17 protein-coding genes and 1 pseudogene are annotated in these 17,347 nt (G+C 54.9%); 9 read left to right on the plus strand and 9 right to left on the minus strand.

The window, feature by feature from the left end:
- Positions 1 to 22: 22 nt before the first annotated feature.
- Together CYG48_RS13305 and CYG48_RS13310 are read left to right on the plus strand one after the other, a co-directional pair.
- Positions 23 to 442 (plus strand): DUF305 domain-containing protein, encoded by a 420-nt coding sequence (locus CYG48_RS13305; RefSeq protein WP_118850817.1) that lies wholly within the window; start codon positions 23 to 25, stop codon positions 440 to 442.
- Positions 442 to 774, plus strand: coding sequence for a four-helix bundle copper-binding protein (locus tag CYG48_RS13310; protein ID WP_118850818.1), 333 nt, complete (start codon positions 442 to 444; stop codon positions 772 to 774). Before CYG48_RS13305 ends, CYG48_RS13310 begins: the two co-directional genes overlap by 1 nt.
- Positions 775 to 843: 69 nt before the next feature.
- Here CYG48_RS13310 and CYG48_RS13315 read toward each other — a convergent pair whose 3' ends face one another.
- From CYG48_RS13315 to CYG48_RS13325, 3 genes are read right to left on the minus strand one after another with little or no spacing between them, the layout of a single operon-like run.
- Positions 844 to 1,314 (minus strand): multicopper oxidase domain-containing protein, encoded by a 471-nt coding sequence (locus tag CYG48_RS13315; RefSeq protein WP_245450343.1) that lies wholly within the window; start codon positions 1,312 to 1,314, stop codon positions 844 to 846.
- 9 nt (positions 1,315 to 1,323) lie between these two features.
- A complete protein-coding gene (locus CYG48_RS13320; RefSeq protein WP_118850819.1) occupies positions 1,324 to 1,851 on the minus strand; it encodes a hypothetical protein in 528 nt (175 codons plus the stop codon).
- Positions 1,848 to 3,134, minus strand: coding sequence for an AAA family ATPase (locus CYG48_RS13325; RefSeq protein WP_118850820.1), 1,287 nt, complete (start codon positions 3,132 to 3,134; stop codon positions 1,848 to 1,850). Before CYG48_RS13325 ends, CYG48_RS13320 begins: the two co-directional genes overlap by 4 nt.
- Positions 3,135 to 3,338: 204 nt before the next feature.
- Here CYG48_RS13325 and CYG48_RS13330 point away from each other — a divergent pair, with 204 nt between their 5' ends.
- On the plus strand, positions 3,339 to 3,989 hold the full coding sequence (locus tag CYG48_RS13330; RefSeq protein ID WP_118851654.1) for an RNA ligase family protein: 651 nt from the start codon (positions 3,339 to 3,341) through the stop codon (positions 3,987 to 3,989).
- Between the two features lie 58 nt (positions 3,990 to 4,047).
- Here CYG48_RS13330 and CYG48_RS13335 read toward each other — a convergent pair.
- The 4 genes from CYG48_RS13335 to CYG48_RS13350 form a co-directional block, all read right to left on the minus strand.
- A protein-coding gene (locus CYG48_RS13335; RefSeq protein WP_118849447.1) for an IS3 family transposase occupies positions 4,048 to 5,147 on the minus strand; the annotation gives its coding sequence in 2 pieces (ribosomal slippage) (positions 4,048 to 4,895 and positions 4,895 to 5,147; 1,101 coding nt in all).
- Between the two features lie 326 nt (positions 5,148 to 5,473).
- Positions 5,474 to 6,163, minus strand: coding sequence for a hypothetical protein (locus CYG48_RS13340; RefSeq protein ID WP_118850821.1), 690 nt, complete (start codon positions 6,161 to 6,163; stop codon positions 5,474 to 5,476).
- Positions 6,150 to 9,101: a VPA1269 family protein gene (locus tag CYG48_RS13345; protein ID WP_118850822.1), complete on the minus strand. Its 2,952-nt coding sequence runs from the start codon at positions 9,099 to 9,101 to the stop codon at positions 6,150 to 6,152. The genes CYG48_RS13340 and CYG48_RS13345 overlap by 14 nt, the downstream gene beginning before the upstream one ends.
- A gap of 2 nt (positions 9,102 to 9,103) precedes the next feature.
- The gene (locus CYG48_RS13350) at positions 9,104 to 10,393 is read right to left on the minus strand and encodes a hypothetical protein (protein WP_199925146.1); all 1,290 of its coding nucleotides are present in this window, start codon (positions 10,391 to 10,393) and stop codon (positions 9,104 to 9,106) included.
- Between the two features lie 386 nt (positions 10,394 to 10,779).
- On the opposite strand from CYG48_RS13350, the gene CYG48_RS13355 reads away from it, so the two are divergent.
- The 6 genes and pseudogenes from CYG48_RS13355 to CYG48_RS13380 all read left to right on the plus strand — a co-directional run bounded on the left by CYG48_RS13355 (position 10,780) and on the right by CYG48_RS13380 (position 15,005).
- Positions 10,780 to 11,472, plus strand: a complete 693-nt coding sequence (locus CYG48_RS13355; RefSeq protein ID WP_118850824.1) for a hypothetical protein — start codon at positions 10,780 to 10,782, stop codon at positions 11,470 to 11,472.
- A gap of 261 nt (positions 11,473 to 11,733) precedes the next feature.
- On the plus strand, positions 11,734 to 12,075 hold the full coding sequence (locus tag CYG48_RS13360) for a transposase (RefSeq protein ID WP_245450344.1): 342 nt from the start codon (positions 11,734 to 11,736) through the stop codon (positions 12,073 to 12,075).
- Positions 12,072 to 12,416 (plus strand): IS66 family insertion sequence element accessory protein TnpB, encoded by a 345-nt coding sequence (tnpB, locus tag CYG48_RS13365; protein WP_118850826.1) that lies wholly within the window; start codon positions 12,072 to 12,074, stop codon positions 12,414 to 12,416. Before CYG48_RS13360 ends, tnpB begins: the two co-directional genes overlap by 4 nt.
- Positions 12,417 to 12,491: 75 nt before the next feature.
- The gene (gene tnpC, locus CYG48_RS13370; protein WP_118850827.1) at positions 12,492 to 14,111 is read left to right on the plus strand and encodes an IS66 family transposase; all 1,620 of its coding nucleotides are present in this window, start codon (positions 12,492 to 12,494) and stop codon (positions 14,109 to 14,111) included.
- Between the two features lie 78 nt (positions 14,112 to 14,189).
- Positions 14,190 to 14,384: pseudogene (locus CYG48_RS22655) on the plus strand (Ku protein); the annotation flags it as partial.
- Positions 14,385 to 14,525: 141 nt separating this feature from the next.
- Complete coding sequence (locus CYG48_RS13380) at positions 14,526 to 15,005, plus strand: hypothetical protein (protein WP_118850828.1); 480 nt, start codon at positions 14,526 to 14,528, stop codon at positions 15,003 to 15,005.
- A 1-nt stretch (position 15,006) separates the two neighbouring features.
- Here the strand turns inward: CYG48_RS13380 and CYG48_RS13385 are convergent, their stop codons facing one another.
- Together CYG48_RS13385 and CYG48_RS13390 are read right to left on the minus strand one after the other, a co-directional pair.
- The gene (locus CYG48_RS13385; protein WP_245450498.1) at positions 15,007 to 15,441 is read right to left on the minus strand and encodes a very short patch repair endonuclease; all 435 of its coding nucleotides are present in this window, start codon (positions 15,439 to 15,441) and stop codon (positions 15,007 to 15,009) included.
- A 39-nt stretch (positions 15,442 to 15,480) separates the two neighbouring features.
- A complete protein-coding gene (locus CYG48_RS13390) occupies positions 15,481 to 17,337 on the minus strand; it encodes an ATP-binding protein (RefSeq protein ID WP_118850830.1) in 1,857 nt (618 codons plus the stop codon).
- Between the last annotated feature and the right edge of the window lie 10 nt (positions 17,338 to 17,347).

Here is a 17,347-nt window from a genome sequence, read left to right on the forward strand (position 1 = left end):
TCCGATACCAGGAGCAACGAATATGAAGACCATCAAGAAGACGATCGCCCTCGCAGGCGGACTGGCTTTTTGCGCCGTAGCATACCAGCCGGCCGCCGCTCAGACGGCATACCCCGAGAAGTGCAAGTCCGACATGTCCTCCGGCGGCGATATGGCCATGCAGGGGCACGCCATGTCGGGCATGGAAGAGCATCAGAAGGAATCCATGTCCGGCATGAAGGCGATGAACATGAACATGATGCAGGGCATGATGAAGAAGGACGCCGACGTCTCCTTCGCCTGCGGCATGATCGCCCACCACATGGGCGCGATCAGCATGGCCGAAGTCGAGCTGAAGCACGGCGACAGCGACGAAATGAAGGCCATGGCGCAGAACGTCATCGACGCCCAGAAGAAGGAGATCGAGGAACTGACTGCTTGGGTCGAGAAGGAGGTGAAGTGATGCACCACATGTCCCCCGAGATGAAGGCATGCACCGACAACTGCCTGGCCTGCTACAGCGAATGCCTGTCGATGGCGATGGGACACTGCTTGGAAATGGGCGGCAAGCATACGGAGCCTGCCCACTTCAAGCTGATGATGGCCTGCGCGGAGATCTGCCGGGCGTCTGCCCACTTCATGCTCATCGGCACCGAGCATCACAAGCACACCTGCCGGGAATGCGCGGAAATATGCCGCCAGTGCGCCGATGACTGCGAGCGCATCGGCGACATGCAGGCTTGCGTCGATGCCTGCCGCAAGTGTGCCGAAAGCTGCGAACGTATGGCTGCATAGGGAAAGGAGGCGGGAGAAGGATCAACCCTTTCTCCTGCCTTTCTCCTGCCTTCTACGCACCAAGTAACATCAGTGCGTCTCGTGCTTACCGTGTTCCGCCTGGGCAGTGCGCGTTGCTGTTGCTTTGAAGATGTCAGTCCGCTCGGCTCCTTCAACGACGAGCTTTCCGACCAGCCCACGCGCTGCCCGTGACAGAGCGTGATCCACCAGCACGTACTCACCGGGAACGTCCATGGTCATATCGACCACCGCAGCGCCGCCCGGAGGAACGGTGATGGTCTGGACGTCCGTCAGTGGCTCCGTGGTTAGAGACGCCAATTGATAGGCCCTGTCGAAGATTTCCCCGATAACGTGGAAGCTCGACGTCTTGTTGGGGCCACCGACACCGAAGTAGATGCGGACAGTCTCGCCGACCTTCGCGGTCAACGCATTGTCGCCGGTCAGTGCGTTGGCTGCGCCGTTGAACACATAGTATTCCGGCGGATGAGCAGACAGTCCGGCGAGTTTTTCAACGAAATCGGCGCTTTGCGGTCGTTGCACCAATCGAGCTTACCTTTGCTTCTTCTCCGCATGTTTTTGTCGCGACCAGGCTTCAATGATCGGCTCCAATATCAGTGAATGCGCAACTAATTCGGCCTCCCAGTCATGCCAGTCAGTGTCGCCTGCAAACGCGATGCAGCCCTCCCCAAACTGAGAGAACGACGCCAGCGCGGCCGCGACCATTTTCCTGTCTGCAAGGTCGTGGACTACTGCCTCCAACAAACTAGGCACAATTCCATGGCCACCCTCGTCGTATAGAACCGGGACATTGTCTAAGGCGGCGGTGCTCATCTTGTGCATGACCACTTGGATGCCGTAGTCGTTGAAGCCCAACTTGTTTTGATACTCATCAAAAATCTTTAGTTCGGAATCCAATACCAAACGTGACTCGCATTTCTGAAAACTGTCCAACCAGTCCCATACCTCTTTGCGGCGATCAGCATCTTTCGGAGTCGCGTCTATATCCGCAGGATTCGTAGGATCAGCCGCGCTTGCTGCGATCAAGACGTTAGTATCTATAACGTATCGCAGCTTCATCGCGCGGCTTCTTTCTGACGCTGGAACATGAGGCGAGCTTGTTCGCGAGTTTCTCCCATGGCGTCGCCGAAGAACCCATCCGGCCAATTTTTTACTCTTCCAAAATCATCCACTTCCAGCTCACGCAATGCCGCCGATTTGTGTTCACGCTCTACAAAATACATCGAAGTATTTTCTATGGCGGCATCTTGCTTTGCGATCAGAGTTTGCATTCGTCGGAATAGGTGTTCCGAATGCGTCTCCACTATAAATTGAATGTTCCGTTTCTTACTGATTTCCACAAACAGCTCAGCTAGTGTCGCCTGAGCTAACGGGTGAAGATGAATCTCAGGCTCTTCAAGTATGATTGTGCTTCCGCTGCGAGCGAAAAACGACACCACCAAAACGGGAAGGACCTGAGAGATCCCAATCCCGACGTCGCGGAGATTGCATTGAATGCCGTCTCGATGAACGATAAGTTCATAACGGTTCGAACGGCCGTTTTGACGCACCTCCACTCGGTCAGCGAGCTTCATACGCGCTAACCATTGCGAAACCTGATCTACGACGTAACTTCTTTCTTCGCCTCTCAGAAGTGCGCTTGCCAGCAATGCATCAATCGCGCCTCTACCATCGCTGCCAAGGTCACCAGGATTCGTTTTGTTCCAAGGGTAATCTCTTTCAGGTTTGCGGCGTAACGGTCCGAGATATGCGATCTCCTCCAGTTCTCTCCTAACGGCGAGACTTAGGTCTTCGACAAGCTGCCCTTCTTTGTCCATCATTGCGATTGCGTCTGCTGAAAATGCTATCGACCTTTCTGGGGCGTAATGTCTGCCCTTGCCTCTCGGTTGGGTTTCATCATCCACCAGTATCGAAAACGCGCCTTTTTCTCGGCGGATAGCTCTGAACTTCCGACCTTCTGTCTGAAGAATTAACTCTTGAACGGTAACGCTGCCTGAAGACGTCTGTACATACGTGCAGTCGAAGGCACCCTTCTTTATGCGATCGGCAATCGGACGTTCGAAGTCGAACGCTATGGAGAACTGGCGTGCGCCTTGTCCTGATTGATGAAATACATCTTCGAAACTACCAAAATTGAAGAGGTCATTTACTTCATCGCCTCCGAGATTCAGGTGGATCGTACGGTCAGGAGATCGCGCCGTCTGCTTCAGTAGCAATAGGCTTTGAATCAGGGTTGATTTCCCCGACGAGTTCGTGCCGAGCAACATAGTTACAGGCTTGAGCGCAATGTCGCCTGTGGTTTGCCATGCCTTGAAGTGGTCTAATCGTAGTCGTGTAAACACTGCCCCTTGCTCCCTTTTACATACTGGCTGTCCGCTTCGTGCTTGCAGGACCATCCTAAACATCTGATCCGGCTACAGGTTGGGTTGGATCCTGTAAATCTCTACGATACGAGAAGTGTCGATGAAGCCATATGACTTGATAGCTGATGGTAAGGATGCAAGCTTCCATTGCGGTTGAGGCCGATCGCGGGGTATCAAATATGGATGAAGAAATATGGCCGCACGTATCACCTGCAAATATCTCCCGGTGCATCCAGTGATGACAAGATCATGCCATCGCTTGAAGGTTTGATGGTCTCTGACCTAGTGGTCACAGAGAAGATGGACGGCGAAAACACGACCATTCACGCTGGCGGAACTTATGCTCGAAGCCCCGACAGTGGCTATCATCGGTCACGTGATTGGATGAAAGCATTCGCGGCAGGTGTGTCTCCCCAACTCGGACGAGAAGAACGTGTCGTGGGAGAAAACCTTTATGCGCGGCATTCCATCGCTTATGACAATTTGCCATCTTACTTCATGGGATTCGCTTGGATTGTCGGCGATGAGATTCAAGCGTGGGACCTCACGCTGGCACGGTTGAATGAATTGGGGATCACACCTGTTCCCACGCTGTATCGCGGACCTTTCCGGCCGGGTCTTCTCGAAGAGCTAGCAGTGTCGATAGACCCGCTGAGCCAGGAAGGATACGTGGCCAGGGTCGCAACGTCCTTTCGCGAGGCTGAAATGCCGTTCCGGATGGGGAAATTCGTGAGGGCCGATCACGTACGAAGTGCTCAGCACTGGCGGAGTGCCGCATTAATTCCCAATCGCTTGAGAGGCAGTGATCTCTCTCTATCTCCAGACCAAGGGTAGTGGCCTGAGACCCAACTTCCCTCCAGTTTTCGAGAGAGTCTGGGTTTTCAATCTGGCCTCATGCGGCCTGTTTTTCCATAGCCATTTTCATTGCGAATTCGCTGGGGGTGATATTGCCCAGCGACGAGTGCGGTCTGTTCCTGTTGTAATCCTCCTTCCATGCAGTGATGGCGGCGCGGGCCTGGGTGAGCGACGAGAACAGCGTCTCATTCAGGCACTCGTCACGGAAGCTGCCGTTGAAGCTTTCGACGAAGCCGTTCTGCATCGGCTTGCCGGGGGCGATGTAGTGCCAGTCGACCTTGGTCTCCTGGCACCATTTGAGGATGGCCATGCTGGTCATCTCCGTGCCGTTGTCCGAGACGATCGTCCTCGGTCTTCCGCGTCTGGCGATGAGACTATCCAGTTCCCGAGCCAGCCTTGCGCCAGACAGCGATGTGTCTGCCACCAGGCACAGGCATTCACGGCTGAAGTCGTCGACGACCGCCAGCACCCGAAACCGGCGACCGTCGGTGAAGGCATCGCTGACAAAGTCCAGGCTCCAGCGCTCATTGGGGCGTAAGGGCAGAGCCAGAGGCCGCCTTGTCCCCAAGGCCCGTTTTCGGCCGCCACGCTTGCGCACCGTCAGCTTCTCCTCCCGGTAGAGACGCCGAAGCTTCTTCAGGTTCATGACGATCCCCTGCCGGCCCAGCATGACGTGGATACGGCGATAACCGAAGCGGCGTCGCTCAGATGCCACCTTCTTCATCGCCTCACGAATGACCGCATCGTCAGGCCGCACGCTGCGATACCGCATGCTCGAACGATCAACCGACAGAACCTCGCACGCCCGACGCTGGCTCACCCCGTGCTGCACACAGACATGAGCCACCGCATCCCGCTTCACATCGGGCGTCACCATTTTTTTGCAGCGACATCCTTAAGGATCGCATTGTCCAGCATGGCCTCGGCGAGCAGCTTCTTCAGTTTGGCATTCTCGTCCTCAAGCGCTTTCAGCTTGCGCGCATCCGACACGTCCATGCCGCCGTACTTCGCCTTGTATTTGTAGAAGGTCGCATCCGAGATGCCGTGCTTGCGGCAGACATCAACTGTCTTCGCGCCCGCCTCCTGCTCCTTCAATATCCCGATGATCTGTTCTTCCGTGAACCGTGAACGCTTCATCCGTCCGTCTCCTAGCTGTGACGGACTCTACCAAATTCTGGAGGAAGTTCAGGGGCTCAGGTCAGTAGGAAACAAGCGCATCGCTTGTGTCATCCGTCTTTCCATGAACTGCTATTGTCATCACGCAACCAGATAGCCAGATGTTGATAACGTCCACACATGGCGCATTCTTGCCATCAATGTCGTAGCGGCATTTTTCGGAAAGCCCAATCGAGCTTGGTCAATGTGCGAGGAAAACACCGCTTACACAAGACCTGAGCTGCTCGATCCTTCAGTGAAGCCAGTTGAGATGTCTGTGAGATCATGTGACCGCACAGGGAAGTCGACTATGAGATCTCGTCACCTACGGCGTCTGACAGCTTTGTCTTCCCGCCAGTCCGCCAGATCCTTGCCAGCCGCTCAAGTTCGCTTAACACGAACGGCTCCATGATCATCGTGCCGATCGGCGTGGAGCGGGTGACGTATAGTCCTCCTCCTTGCCAAAAGCCGGCATCACGAACGAGTTCTAGCCAGTCGAAGAGAGTGTCCATCGCAGCGCCAACCTCTGCCGACGCTCCGTCAGTTCTGACTGGCACCTCTCGATAGAGAATGTCCTTGAGGGCGTTGTTCCTCTGTATGACTTCCTTTAAATGTCGCTTGAGTTCCTGAATGACGGCCCGTGATCCTTCATCGAAGTCCATCACGCTAACGTTAAGGATCTGATCCGGAGAGACTGTATCCTGGGAATTGATGTTTCGTAGATCATGGTATGCCCGCCGCCAGATACGTAATAATTGACCATAGCTGTTATAGATCGTCTGCGGCGACGGGAAGTTTCTATCTCTCAGCAGCCCCTCCTCCGAGACGAGCTTCGCGGTGGGTAGCAGTGGCGTCGCCCGACTGACCAGCGCCCGGCAGACATGGTGAACGTTCTCAAGATTTGCCCTATGCCTCACCCGATCCTCAATTACGGCTTCTATGAGTTCTAGGGACTTCTTCTCCGCAAGCTGAAGGATGGGAGTTTTACGGGACTTCACTTCGCAGCTCGCTTTTCGCACCAAGCTTCGGAGCGGCGCTGTGGCTTGTTACAAGGATCGGATGCTCCAGGGGAACTGTGGTCAGAGCCCTGACCTCTTCAACGAGACCGGCCTCTTCCAGCGTCAGCTTCCTGTCGAAAAGATCATCGATCAGTTCTGGCTCGAGCCGTCGAAGCAAGTAGTCTGCAAAAAGATCTGCAGACTCTCGCCTTTCGGAAGGAGATAAGTGACCTGCGAGGCTGGGGGGGGTGATATTTGAATTGAACATGATGACGTCAACGTACCGATCACGAAGAGCTTCAGTGGCAGCGCTTCCAAGGACGGGATAGACACGGCTCATTTTCGTCAACCACGCCGCCTGCTGGAAGGGTGTAACCTCCATAAACTCGATCATTGAGTCCCGATCGGCGATTACTAAATCACTCGTTTGCCCTTGTCGCTGAAGGCGCAGACTTGCGTTCAGAATCGTCTCTAAATTAAACCTAGCGGCCGCGTTGCTGCTGATATCATCCATCACCTGCTGCTGCTGTAGTTGAAGCTTCTGCATCTCGTTCTTGTAGTATCGGGCGTCAATCTCCTTTCTTTCTCGCTTCTCCACGAGGATTTGCGCCTCATCATTAAGGCTGTCTTGCCGGATCGCTAGATCGCGCCGTTTCGCCAGTAATTTGCACCCATATGCCTGCAATTGCACATTCCAAGGTGGGCCGGATACGAAATGACGGCACATGATGCAGTTCCGGCGACCCCCAGGCACTTCGCCATACTTACTCTTGTCCTTCCCGTCCTTGAGCTTTGAGCTCCGGATAAGGGGACCTCCGTCAAAACATCGCTGCCCGTCCCATGGGCAGATGCCGATCTGTACGTCGCATACCTCTGCTGCTGTCGTTTCTTGGTGTGCTCGGAACAGCGCGTCCTGATCAAGGGACACCGTTCGCTCAACTAATTGCTGAAAGCTCAGCCTCTTGAAGTCGCGCGCAACGTCTTCCGCGGCATCAGCATTTCGCTGTGCTTCCTGGATCCTGTCATTGATGTGGCGCGGATCGCGCGCCACATAGTATGCGGCCATCATCAGGCTTGCATGGCCGGTGACCGAGGAGATCTGGCGCAGTGTCATTCCGCCTCGGTCGAGTCGGGTAACGCCCCTAACTCGCAGACCATGCATGTTGAACCTCGGGGCATAAGGCTGACCCGTTTTCTTCTGACGCTTGACGATCTCTATCTGCTCGTCGGGGTTACGTTCGTTCCAGCGTTGCTCCACCTCGGCCATAAGCGCGGCCCAAGCATGCTGCATTTCGCTCCCTGAAGGAATCTTTCCAGAAGGCAAGCGGAAAAGCGCGAAAATGTGCGGCAACTTCGCTTTCGTACTCTCTGGATAATTCTCGGCTGCATCCAGGTAGTCTTCAGGAGAAAGTGGAGAGCGCGGGGGATTAAATTTTTCCTGCCATTCTCGAAGCTCCTCAAGCCGAGCGAGTACACCTTCGTGTTGCCAGGGAAGCACATAGGGATTACCCGTCTTGTTCGTGTTTACCCACAGACCAACAAGCGGTCCCTGATCATCATCGAGCCTGACAACATATCCTTTCGGCGCAACCTTATCCGGAGCTTGGTTCGCAAGACGCGCCCAGTACCCCGCCATCGGCCCCTCATTGTCCTCCCATTGCTTGGTGGTCGAGTTATATCGAAGGATATCACCCTCACCGCTGTCTAGGCGTCGCCATTGGACAATCCGAAGTGGCATTTGGAAGGAACACCACAACAAGGTAGGAATGACGGGACAGAATATTTTTAGCCTCTTCCCCCCAAGTGTCATCCAGACACTAAACCGCTTCCCAAGCCAGCCCAACGGTCCTTCTTGCAATATCTCTATCGCCAGCGGAAAGAACTTCTCTGGGAGCGGACGAGATGTTGAACTATCAGGTCTCGCGGCCGCCGGAGACGAACCTTTCAGGATCCTGACTTCACTCTCGGTGATAAGGCCACGGAAGGCGACCTCCGGATATTCCTCTTCTAGTTGGAGAAGAATTTCGTCACATAGTCTTTTGGCAATACCGACATGTTGGACAACATAGGCTGTCTTCTCGCCGACTCTGTCTGCGAGAAACTTCGAGAACGTAACCTCAGGCGGTTTTCGTTTCATGATCTCGAAGAGCTGCGTTCCTGCGGTGTAGGAGCTTTGAAGCCAGGCAGCAATGTCCATGATGACTTGGCGTGCCTTGTTTGGCTTAACTTTGCTTTCGCCTAAGATACGAGTCAGGCGCGCCGCTAGATCCTTTTCCAGAGGATCGGACGACCTCCTGAACCGCCGCCAAGCCTTTCCAGACGTGGAACCTCGCTTATCCTGTCGCAGGATCCTTGCTTTGTCCTCCAAGCTTGGATCACCAAAAATTCTTGAAAACCCCAGAACGAGGTTGCGGAGGACCTGGACCTTGATCTCGTCTCTCCCAACGACCTCCGGACGCCATCGCTTACCATCTGACGTCCGGAGCCAATCGACTAGGTCATGGATGAAGCTAGGGGGTAGAGAAGCCACAGTAGAGTGACCCGAGGATGATAGACAAACAACTGCGAGAATGCGCCAGATATATGCTTCCGCAAAAGTGCGAGAAGCTGATTTCTCAAGAAACGCCAAGGCTCCCACGTCTTCGAGCCGAAGCTTGAGCTCAACCCCGAGCGTTGTCTGCTCCACCATGACGCGGCAGATCGAGCTGTTGAGCCTGCCGTTCAGGAAATAACTAGGGGCAATGCAGACACCGCTACTGACAACGTCGTCAACGTCCTGAAAGTGGGCCTCCTTGAGGGCGATGTTGTTCGGAACCGCCGCGAGCCGATCTAGGATCTCAATGATCTCGGGTGCTTCCTCCTGATCCAGGGTATCGACATGTGACGGTCCCAAGTTCAGCACAACAATTTCTTTTTGGGCGTTAACATACTCATGCATGTCTATCTCCAGTGGCTAGGGGTGGTATGAGCGTTGTCCACTCGCCCTAGGTGCGCGACAAACTCATCTCGAAGAGGCTGAAAACGGTCAGATCCCGCCGCCGCAGCGAGATTGAGCTCGGCGGAAAGCTCTGAGGGCGTAAGTTGGGTGTAGACTAGATGACTGAGGATGCTTCTGTGGTGCATGCAGTCGGCAATGATCGCGCCATCTAGGCGGAGTGTCTTCAGATATCTGCCGTAGAAATGCCGTGCACCGTGAGGCGTCGTACCATTGGCCTTCCTGACCGTGAGCATCGGATCTTTGCTCAAACGGCGAGTACGGTTCACTGCAGCATTCCACTCTGATTGAAATGCACTCATAGTGTATGGATCGCCGATCTCACCCTCATTCGATTGCGCCGTCCGCCCGCTGTTGACGAAGAGAAAGGGATGATCAGCTAGTGACCTTCGTCGAGCGGCCATGATCATGGGACGCGTCTGCAAGATGTATCGAGTTAACAGCTTCCCGAGCTGAGCAGCCATGAATGGGATAGGGAGCCAGTAAGCTGGGGTACCCTCGCGGTCCCCCTTCAATCCCTTCCAACCGGAATGAAAGCGGCCTTGCGACACATTGCGCGGCGTCATCCCAAATGACGCAAGATGCTCCTCCCGGGAGATATCTTCGCCGTCGCGATTGATGACACGACCGTAACGCGGATGATGAAGAATGAGCTCAGGTCGTTGCTCCGAAAACTGAATATCGGACATGAAGAGGTGCAACGGCTCAGATGTTCGTAGTCCCCCTGCGAACAGGATGAAAGCGATGAGCCGGGCGGTTTCACAACTGAAACCGTTGAACAGGAAGCTGGATATGTGTTTGCTCGGGAAACTGTATACCCGCGGAGTTCTTCCAGGTGCCGCGATGAGCTTCGCAAGCGAGTGTGATTGTTGCGCTTGATTGGATCCAAGGTGCGCGAGGAACTTGAACTGGAGCCGGATGGCTGCAGCCGCGGCTTGCTGATAAGGACCTAACGGTGAGCGCCCGCTCCTCTGGTTGATCGCCTCCGACCATCGAGAACCATACCCGCTATGGGCAAGAAAGGCGAAATAGTCAGAGAGGTGCGAGACTAGGCGACGTGCCCGGTCGGGGCTCCTTGGTTCCCAGTAGAGCCCAAGCGTTTCCTTCTTCCTTTTGTTTACGATTGTGAATGAGCCGTTGGCGATAGTCTTGGCAAAGCCTCGCAGAAGCCAGCGTTCAATTCCGTTATCTGAGTGAGCTGGAGGCTTGCCGTCAACGCTGATCCATTTCGCCATACAATAGTCCAGGAACAATCCGACTGCAGTAGACACCATCCAACGCCATTCGTTGGACCGCAGAGAATTCTCCGCAAAATAAATGTCGAGATCTTTGTACCTCTCCGTCGCGATCGCACCGCTCCTGTCCGTGCTGATAGTGTACAGATTTGGCCAGTCGTGCACCTCACCATCAAAGTGGACCTGTCTCTGGACAACTACGAAATAAAGCCCTCGCTCTTGTCCTCTCATTGACGTGACCCAAGTGCTTTGTCCAGAACATCAGCAGGGCAGGAATTCTGCGAATTGCCGCACATTCTGCCGATCCAGGTCATTGACTGAGAGCTAGACCACCTGCGAAGCATTGGGATTGAGCAAGGAAGCGATACCACATAAAAGGTGCGGGTATGGAGACTGTGGATCACGTCTACCGAGATGGTTCCTTCGGTGAAGTTGTGGTACAACAAAGTAAGATTTCCCTCCAACTTCGGGGGTGTCTCTATTCAAACGATGACGAGTCCAATTGTCCGACCATCAGTCCAGTGATTCTCTTCCCAGGATTACATCAGGCCGAACTGGACGGAAAGTGCTTTCTGGAGTTTTTTGTGTCCAGTCCAAGGGATGTGCTGAAGGAGATGCTCTCCAGATACGAAAGCAGTGTCCAGCTTCAGAAAGAGGAGCTGGAGGCGTTTCGGGAAAAAGCGGTAGCTTATGTCCGCTATCTGGAATCCGAGATCGCCGAGAATCTGGAGACTATGGAGATTATTAAGCGTCAGTTGGAGAAGTCACCTCCAGCCGCTCGGAATCCGCTATCGCCAACCATATTCCCACAACCCCGGGCAGTGCGAACGCCTGATCAAAGAGGCGAGGGTGGAGCCGGGGTACAAAAAAGCCAATCTGATGTGATAAGGAGTGTAGCCGCTGCTATCCTGCGGGAGGAACGCCGTCCGCTGAAGCAGGCGGAGCTGAAGCAACTAATGGACGCTAGGGGGATCGAAATAAGATCCGGTGATCCTGTGGATTTGATCAGGGCAGCGCTACGTCGCGCTCCTGAGTTCAAGCACATACCCCGCGTAGGCTATATTCTCTCGGAAACATGAGGCGGGCGATCGGAGGAGATCATTGCAGCGAAGAGTTAGACATCCAGTTCTGGTAGCGGGTTCTGGCTGTCTGGTTCTTTGAACCATAAGCCAGTCGTGCAGGTCCTATCTTAGCGACAGCAGATCTTCTGTAAGCGCGTAGGCGACCCCACGTATCTTTCGGAATGCTGATCGGCGATTTTCTGCATGAGTCATGCGGAGAGTCCTATGAGTGATAGTGTGAATCAGGCTCGAACCTTTGAGATTTTGACCGCGGAGCCCGTGAGAAGACGACGCAAGCCGCGGGACTGGTCGGATGACGAAAAGGCGCGGATCGTCGCCGCGACGCTGCAGCCTGGGGCCAATGTCTCGGCGGTTGCCCGGTCTGAAGGCTTGGATCCCTCGCAGCTTTATGGGTGGCGTCGCAAGGCACTGGCATCGGGCGTTGTAGCACCAGTTGTAGCACCCCTGACAGAGGGAACGGGAACGCAAAAGTTCGCGCGCGTTGAAACGGTATACAACGGCTCGGTCGATATTGTCATTGCGGATATGGTCGTGCGCGTCGGCGGCGATTTTGATCCCGATCACCTGGTGAGGGTTCTACGGGCGGTTCGCAAGGCATGATCGCTTCAGGTGTGGTGGTCTATGTGTCGTGCCAGCCGGTCGACTTTCGCAAGGGAGCCGCCTCGTTGATGGCGCTGGTGCGGGATGGCGGTCTTGATCCCTTCAATGGCGCGCTTTACGTCTTCCGCTCGAAACGGGCCGATCGTATTCGCATTGTCTGGTGGGATGGCAGTGGGGTCTGCCTCTATTCGAAAACCCTGGAAGATCAGGGCTTCTGCTGGCCGGGCATATCGGCGGCACGGATCCGTCTGGACCATTCTCAGCTGATGGCGTTGCTGGCCGGAATGGATTGGAAGAAGATCCGCCCGGCCAAGGTCAGGCGACCCTTGTTGATGGGCTGACAGCGCCTGCGGCAAGATGAATCATGCCGCTGTAATGGTTGGGAAAACGGCTGTTTTTGTGCTCTACTCATTGCCATGGATTTGCCCCCTCACGACCTGCCGGACGACGTTGACGCGCTGAAAGCGATGGTCCTCGCGATGGCGCGCGAGCAGGCTGCGAAACAAGCCCGACTGAAGGCCGCTGAAGCTGAGATCGCCCGGTTGGAGGCGGTGGAGAAGAGCGCCAACGAGCGGATTGCCAACCTCACATCGATCCTGAAGGTTCTGCAGCGTACCCAACATGGCACCCGTTCCGAGCGACTGCGCCTTGGTGTCAATGACGAGCAGGTGTCCTTTGCCTTCGAGGAAGTCGAGACCGGCCTTTCGGCAATCCAGAGCGAGCTTGATCAAGCGGCCAAGGACAAGCCGAAACGGGCAGCACGTCCGCGCAAGGGCTTTGCCGCTCATCTCGAACGCATCGAGGAAGTGATCGAGCCGGAGATCCCTGCTGAATACGTGGGCTTGGAAAAGGTCCTGATTGGTGAGGATCGCTCCGAACGGCTGGATGTCGTGCCGCCGAAGTTCCGGGTCATCGTGACGCGTCGCCCCAAATACACCTTCCGCGGCCACGATGGCGTGCTCCAGGCTTTGGCACCGGCGCACATCATCGAAAGCGGCCTGCCGACGGAGCGGCTGCTCGCCTATATCGCCGTCTCCAAATACGCCGACGGCCTTCCGCTTTACCGGCAGGAGGCAATCTATCTACGCGACGGTGTCGAGATCAGCCGATCGTTGATGGCCCAGTGGATGGGGCATCTGGGCTTCGAACTTCAGATTTGCGCCGATTACATCCTTGAGCGCGTCAAGGAGGGCGAAAGGATCTTCGCCGACGAAACGACCTTACCCACTCTTGCGCCCGGTTCGGGAAAAACGACGAAGGCCTGGCTATGGGCTTACGCTCGCGATGATCGACCCTATGGTGGAACCAGCCCGCCGATGGTGGCCTATCGGTTTGAGGACAGTAGGGGCGCTGACTGCGTGGTCCGTCATCTCGCCGGATTCAGCGGCATCCTGCAAGTTGACGGCTACTCGGCCTATACCAGTCTCGCCAAGACGCGTGCCAAAGACGGCAGCAATGAAACGATCCGGCTCGCAGGATGCTGGGCGCATCTTCGCCGCAAGTTTTACGACCTTCACATCAGTGGTGTCTCAAAGGCTGCAACGGACACGATCATCGCGATGACCGAGCTGTGGCGCATCGAGGATGAGGTCCGCGGTCGGGATGCCGACAGCCGTTCGGTGCTGCGTCAGGAAAGATCTGCAACCATCGTCTCCGAACTCTTTGATCTTTGGGAGAAGGAGCTGGGCAAGGTCTCTGGCAAGTCCAAGACCGCCGAAGCAATCCGTTACGCGCTCACCCGGCGCGAAGCACTGGAGCGTTTCCTGACGGACGGCCGGATCGAAATCGACTCCAATATCGTCGAGCGCGCGATCAGGCCTCAAACAATTACGAGAAAGAACAGTCTATTTGCCGGCAGCGAGGGCGGTGGACGGACGTGGGCGACGCTGGCCACGCTTCTCCAGACGGCCAAAATGAACAACGTCGATCCGCTCGACTGGCTTTCCCAGACCTTGACCCGCATCGCGAAAGGCTGGCCAGTATCCGAGCTGGACGCGCTCATGCCCTGGAACTTCAGGCCTGACGCTATCGGCTAACCGCTTACGATCTTCCTGTTTCTGTTCCTCGGCAGGACCGCCTTTGGCCCGGTCCACGTATTGCGAGACGACACGACTAACGAGGCAAACGGCTACGATCGGGGCGAGGAGGACGTCGTGATCCTGTTCGAGGACTGATCTCGACCCGTCCAGCTCGACACCGTGAAAACGATCGACATCGAGAATTTCGTACCCGCCGACAGCTCCGGACGGGTATACCTGGAAAAGCCCCACTACCTGACACCTGACGATCCGGCTGGTTACGAAGCATTCAATCTACAAATGGTGACTTAGATGTGGATTGTTCTGCGGCAACCTGGAGGCGTGTCCGTCTTTTGTCCATGATGGGTAGGTGAAATCCGTGCGCAAGAGGCAGACCAGGGTGACAACTGGCGGTAGGTCGAAGGACTTAAAGTGGCAGATGCTATCGATGCACTTTCCGGCCTGGACGATAACGGCCTTATCAAGCTGCGCGCAGCGCTTGATGTGGAAATGCGTAAGCGAAAGATCGCGTTCACACTAGGGCAGTATGGCGAGGAACTGGCAATCCACTTCTTCAATAACACACCCGGCTGTCCCAATTTGCAAGCCGCGCCTGTAGGAACCGCTAACGTTGATGCCATATCTCGAAAGGGAGAACGGTACTCGATCAAGACGATCTGCAACGCGAAGAAAACTGGAACCGTGTATCCCGACCAAGAGGTGAAGGATAAGCAGCTTTTTGAGCACCTGCTGGTAGTAAAGGTACAGCGAGATTGGACGCTGGAAGCAATCTATGACTTCTCATGGGACCTTTTTGTGGAATGTAGAAGTTGGGATAGTCGTATGAACGCTTGGTACATCGGAGCGTCCAACAAGACGCTTTCGCGTGCTAAGCTTTATTCCGCGGCATAGTTTAGAGGATGCTGGTTGCGTCCAGACTAGATATCTCATGATACGGCGGTTCCTCCTGCATGATGAAACGGCGGCATCGATCAATCACGCTTTCGGTAGAGAACCTCTGCTTACCTCTTACCGAGCACTCCCAGACGATGAGCACACGCCAGCTCTGGTTGATGAGAGCGCTGATCACTGCCTGATCGCGCTGAGTGTTTTTACTGATCTTATCCATCCAGAAAGACGTCTGGGTTTTGGGCTGTTTGAAGAGGTGACACCGATGGCCGTGCCAAAAACAGCCGTGAACGAAAACAGCGGTTCGCTTCCGCGAGAAGACCAAGTCCGGTTTTCCAGGCATGCCATGGACGTGGAGGCGGTACCGTAGGCCGAGTGCGTGGAGTCCTCTCCGCAGTACCATCTCTGGCTTGGTGTTCGTCGAGCGAATGCGGCTCATATTGAGACGCCGTTGCTCCTTGTTCAGAACGTCTGCCAATTACGCAAGGCTCTTCGTGCGTGTTCGCTTCTTATTACCGGCACTAGCACCTCTTTTTGATTTTGAAGCAGTTTTGACCTTCGTACTTACAGATTTCGTGCCCCTCGACGAGACTGAACTAGCAGATGTCTTGGGGGGATCGTTACTGGCGCTGGGGGCCGGCTTCTTACGGCCACGCGCTACCTTTTCCATGGAGACTTCGGCTATCTTGCGCGCTGATGCTCGCCTGTCAGGCTTCCAGTCTTCTGCCTGTTCAAAGAAATCCTCGTCCCCAATTTCAGATAAGCGAAGTTCATCGTCCATCTTCACCCGAACGGGCAATGGGAAACGAACAACTTGACCGCTCACTATACCTTGGCCAGGGCCAAAGCCAGGTATCATGCGAGCATCTGATTCCGTTAGATTTTCCATTATTGAACGGACAAACGTCTGGTCACGTGGGTTTACCAGTCGAAGGATCAAGAATGAATTACACTGTGATACAATCGTCTCATCTAGGCGGCTGGGTCGCTGCGATATTAGCATCAGGCCTGTCCCAAATTTTCGGCCCTCAGTAATAATCCTGCGAATAACCGGTAGAGACACCGCGTTCTCAGTCCCTTCCCTTGAGGAGGGGATAAAGGTGTGTGCTTCCTCAACGACGGTAAAAAACGGCGCAATTCTGTTGGTCAGGTTCGCACGAAACTCGAACAGGGTTTCAAGAGTTATCGCTGCGATGGAGCACTGGGTTATGTGGTCGTATCCGCCTAGGTACAAGATCGAGACCTGCCCTGGCTTGATAATCTTCTCCGGCTGACTGAACGGGTTAGGCAGCGGTTCAAAGGGTAACTCCTGTAATTTTGATCCGCTTCGCATCATGGCGCTGGTCTTCCTCATACCTGACAAGCGACCGTGGACAATGCGAAGTGAGCGGCGGACAGCATACATGGTTGGTACCATCCGCTGGTTGCCGGTCTGAGCTACATCCTTCTCAACACGAGCGATGAGGCGCTCGATGTAGTCAATAGCAGGTTCGCCTTCTTTCGATGGCAAGTTGTTGAATAGCGATCGAAGGTAGTCGGCTTGCGGCTCACTTACACCATCAGTCATCTGGGCAATGACTTTTTCGATCAGTGCTTCGCCCTGCTGCTGCATCAGCAGCTCAGGGTAGAAGATCTTTATTTCGCAACCGGGAGCCTCCTCCTGTAACATCTCCTGGCATTTCGCTAGCCCGATGTAGTCGCCATGAGGATCAAGAATCAGAAGAGGGTATCGCTCTCGTATCAGTTCTCGGATTATGCGCCGTGCAGCAACGGTTTTCCCTCCGCCCGTCATAGCCAGGATTGCTAGGTGGCGAGAAACCAAGCGCGATGCAGACAAATTAACTTCAACATCCGACCGCGCAATTAGGCTGCCAATCTCAATTTTACGTTCGTCTTCTCTGCCTCCAACTAAAAGTTGGCGGATAGCCTCAGCGGGAGGATGGAAGACCGTTGACGCGGGTTTAACTGGATATGTAAGTGGATGGAGGCTTGATAGATTGCTCTCGGATGTTGCTCCAAGGATGAGCCCTACAGCCTCAAGCTGGTCGCGTGTTCCCGACAAGACCGTATCCTCTAGCGATATGCCCTCACCTGCAATCTCCTGAGCTGCCTCGAACGGGAAAAACGGATTAAAACGCCGGATTTCAGTAAGTCGAGCCCAGACGTATATCCGAGAGCGGGAGGAGTAGGTGCCGTTGGGCACTTCCATCCCGAGCGCCACGATATCTCCAACTTTCGCCTGGAACTGCTTTAGGATGAATGTGAACTCACTTGTGCCAGCGTTACCGACCACCGTTCCTACGGGCCGCCACTCACTCATCACTTTATCCAGCATGCACGTTCCC

Origin of the sequence: Neorhizobium sp. SOG26 (genome assembly GCF_003491345.1) — a bacterium.
In the GTDB taxonomy this organism is placed as follows: Bacteria; Pseudomonadota; Alphaproteobacteria; order Rhizobiales; family Rhizobiaceae; genus Neorhizobium; species Neorhizobium turbinariae.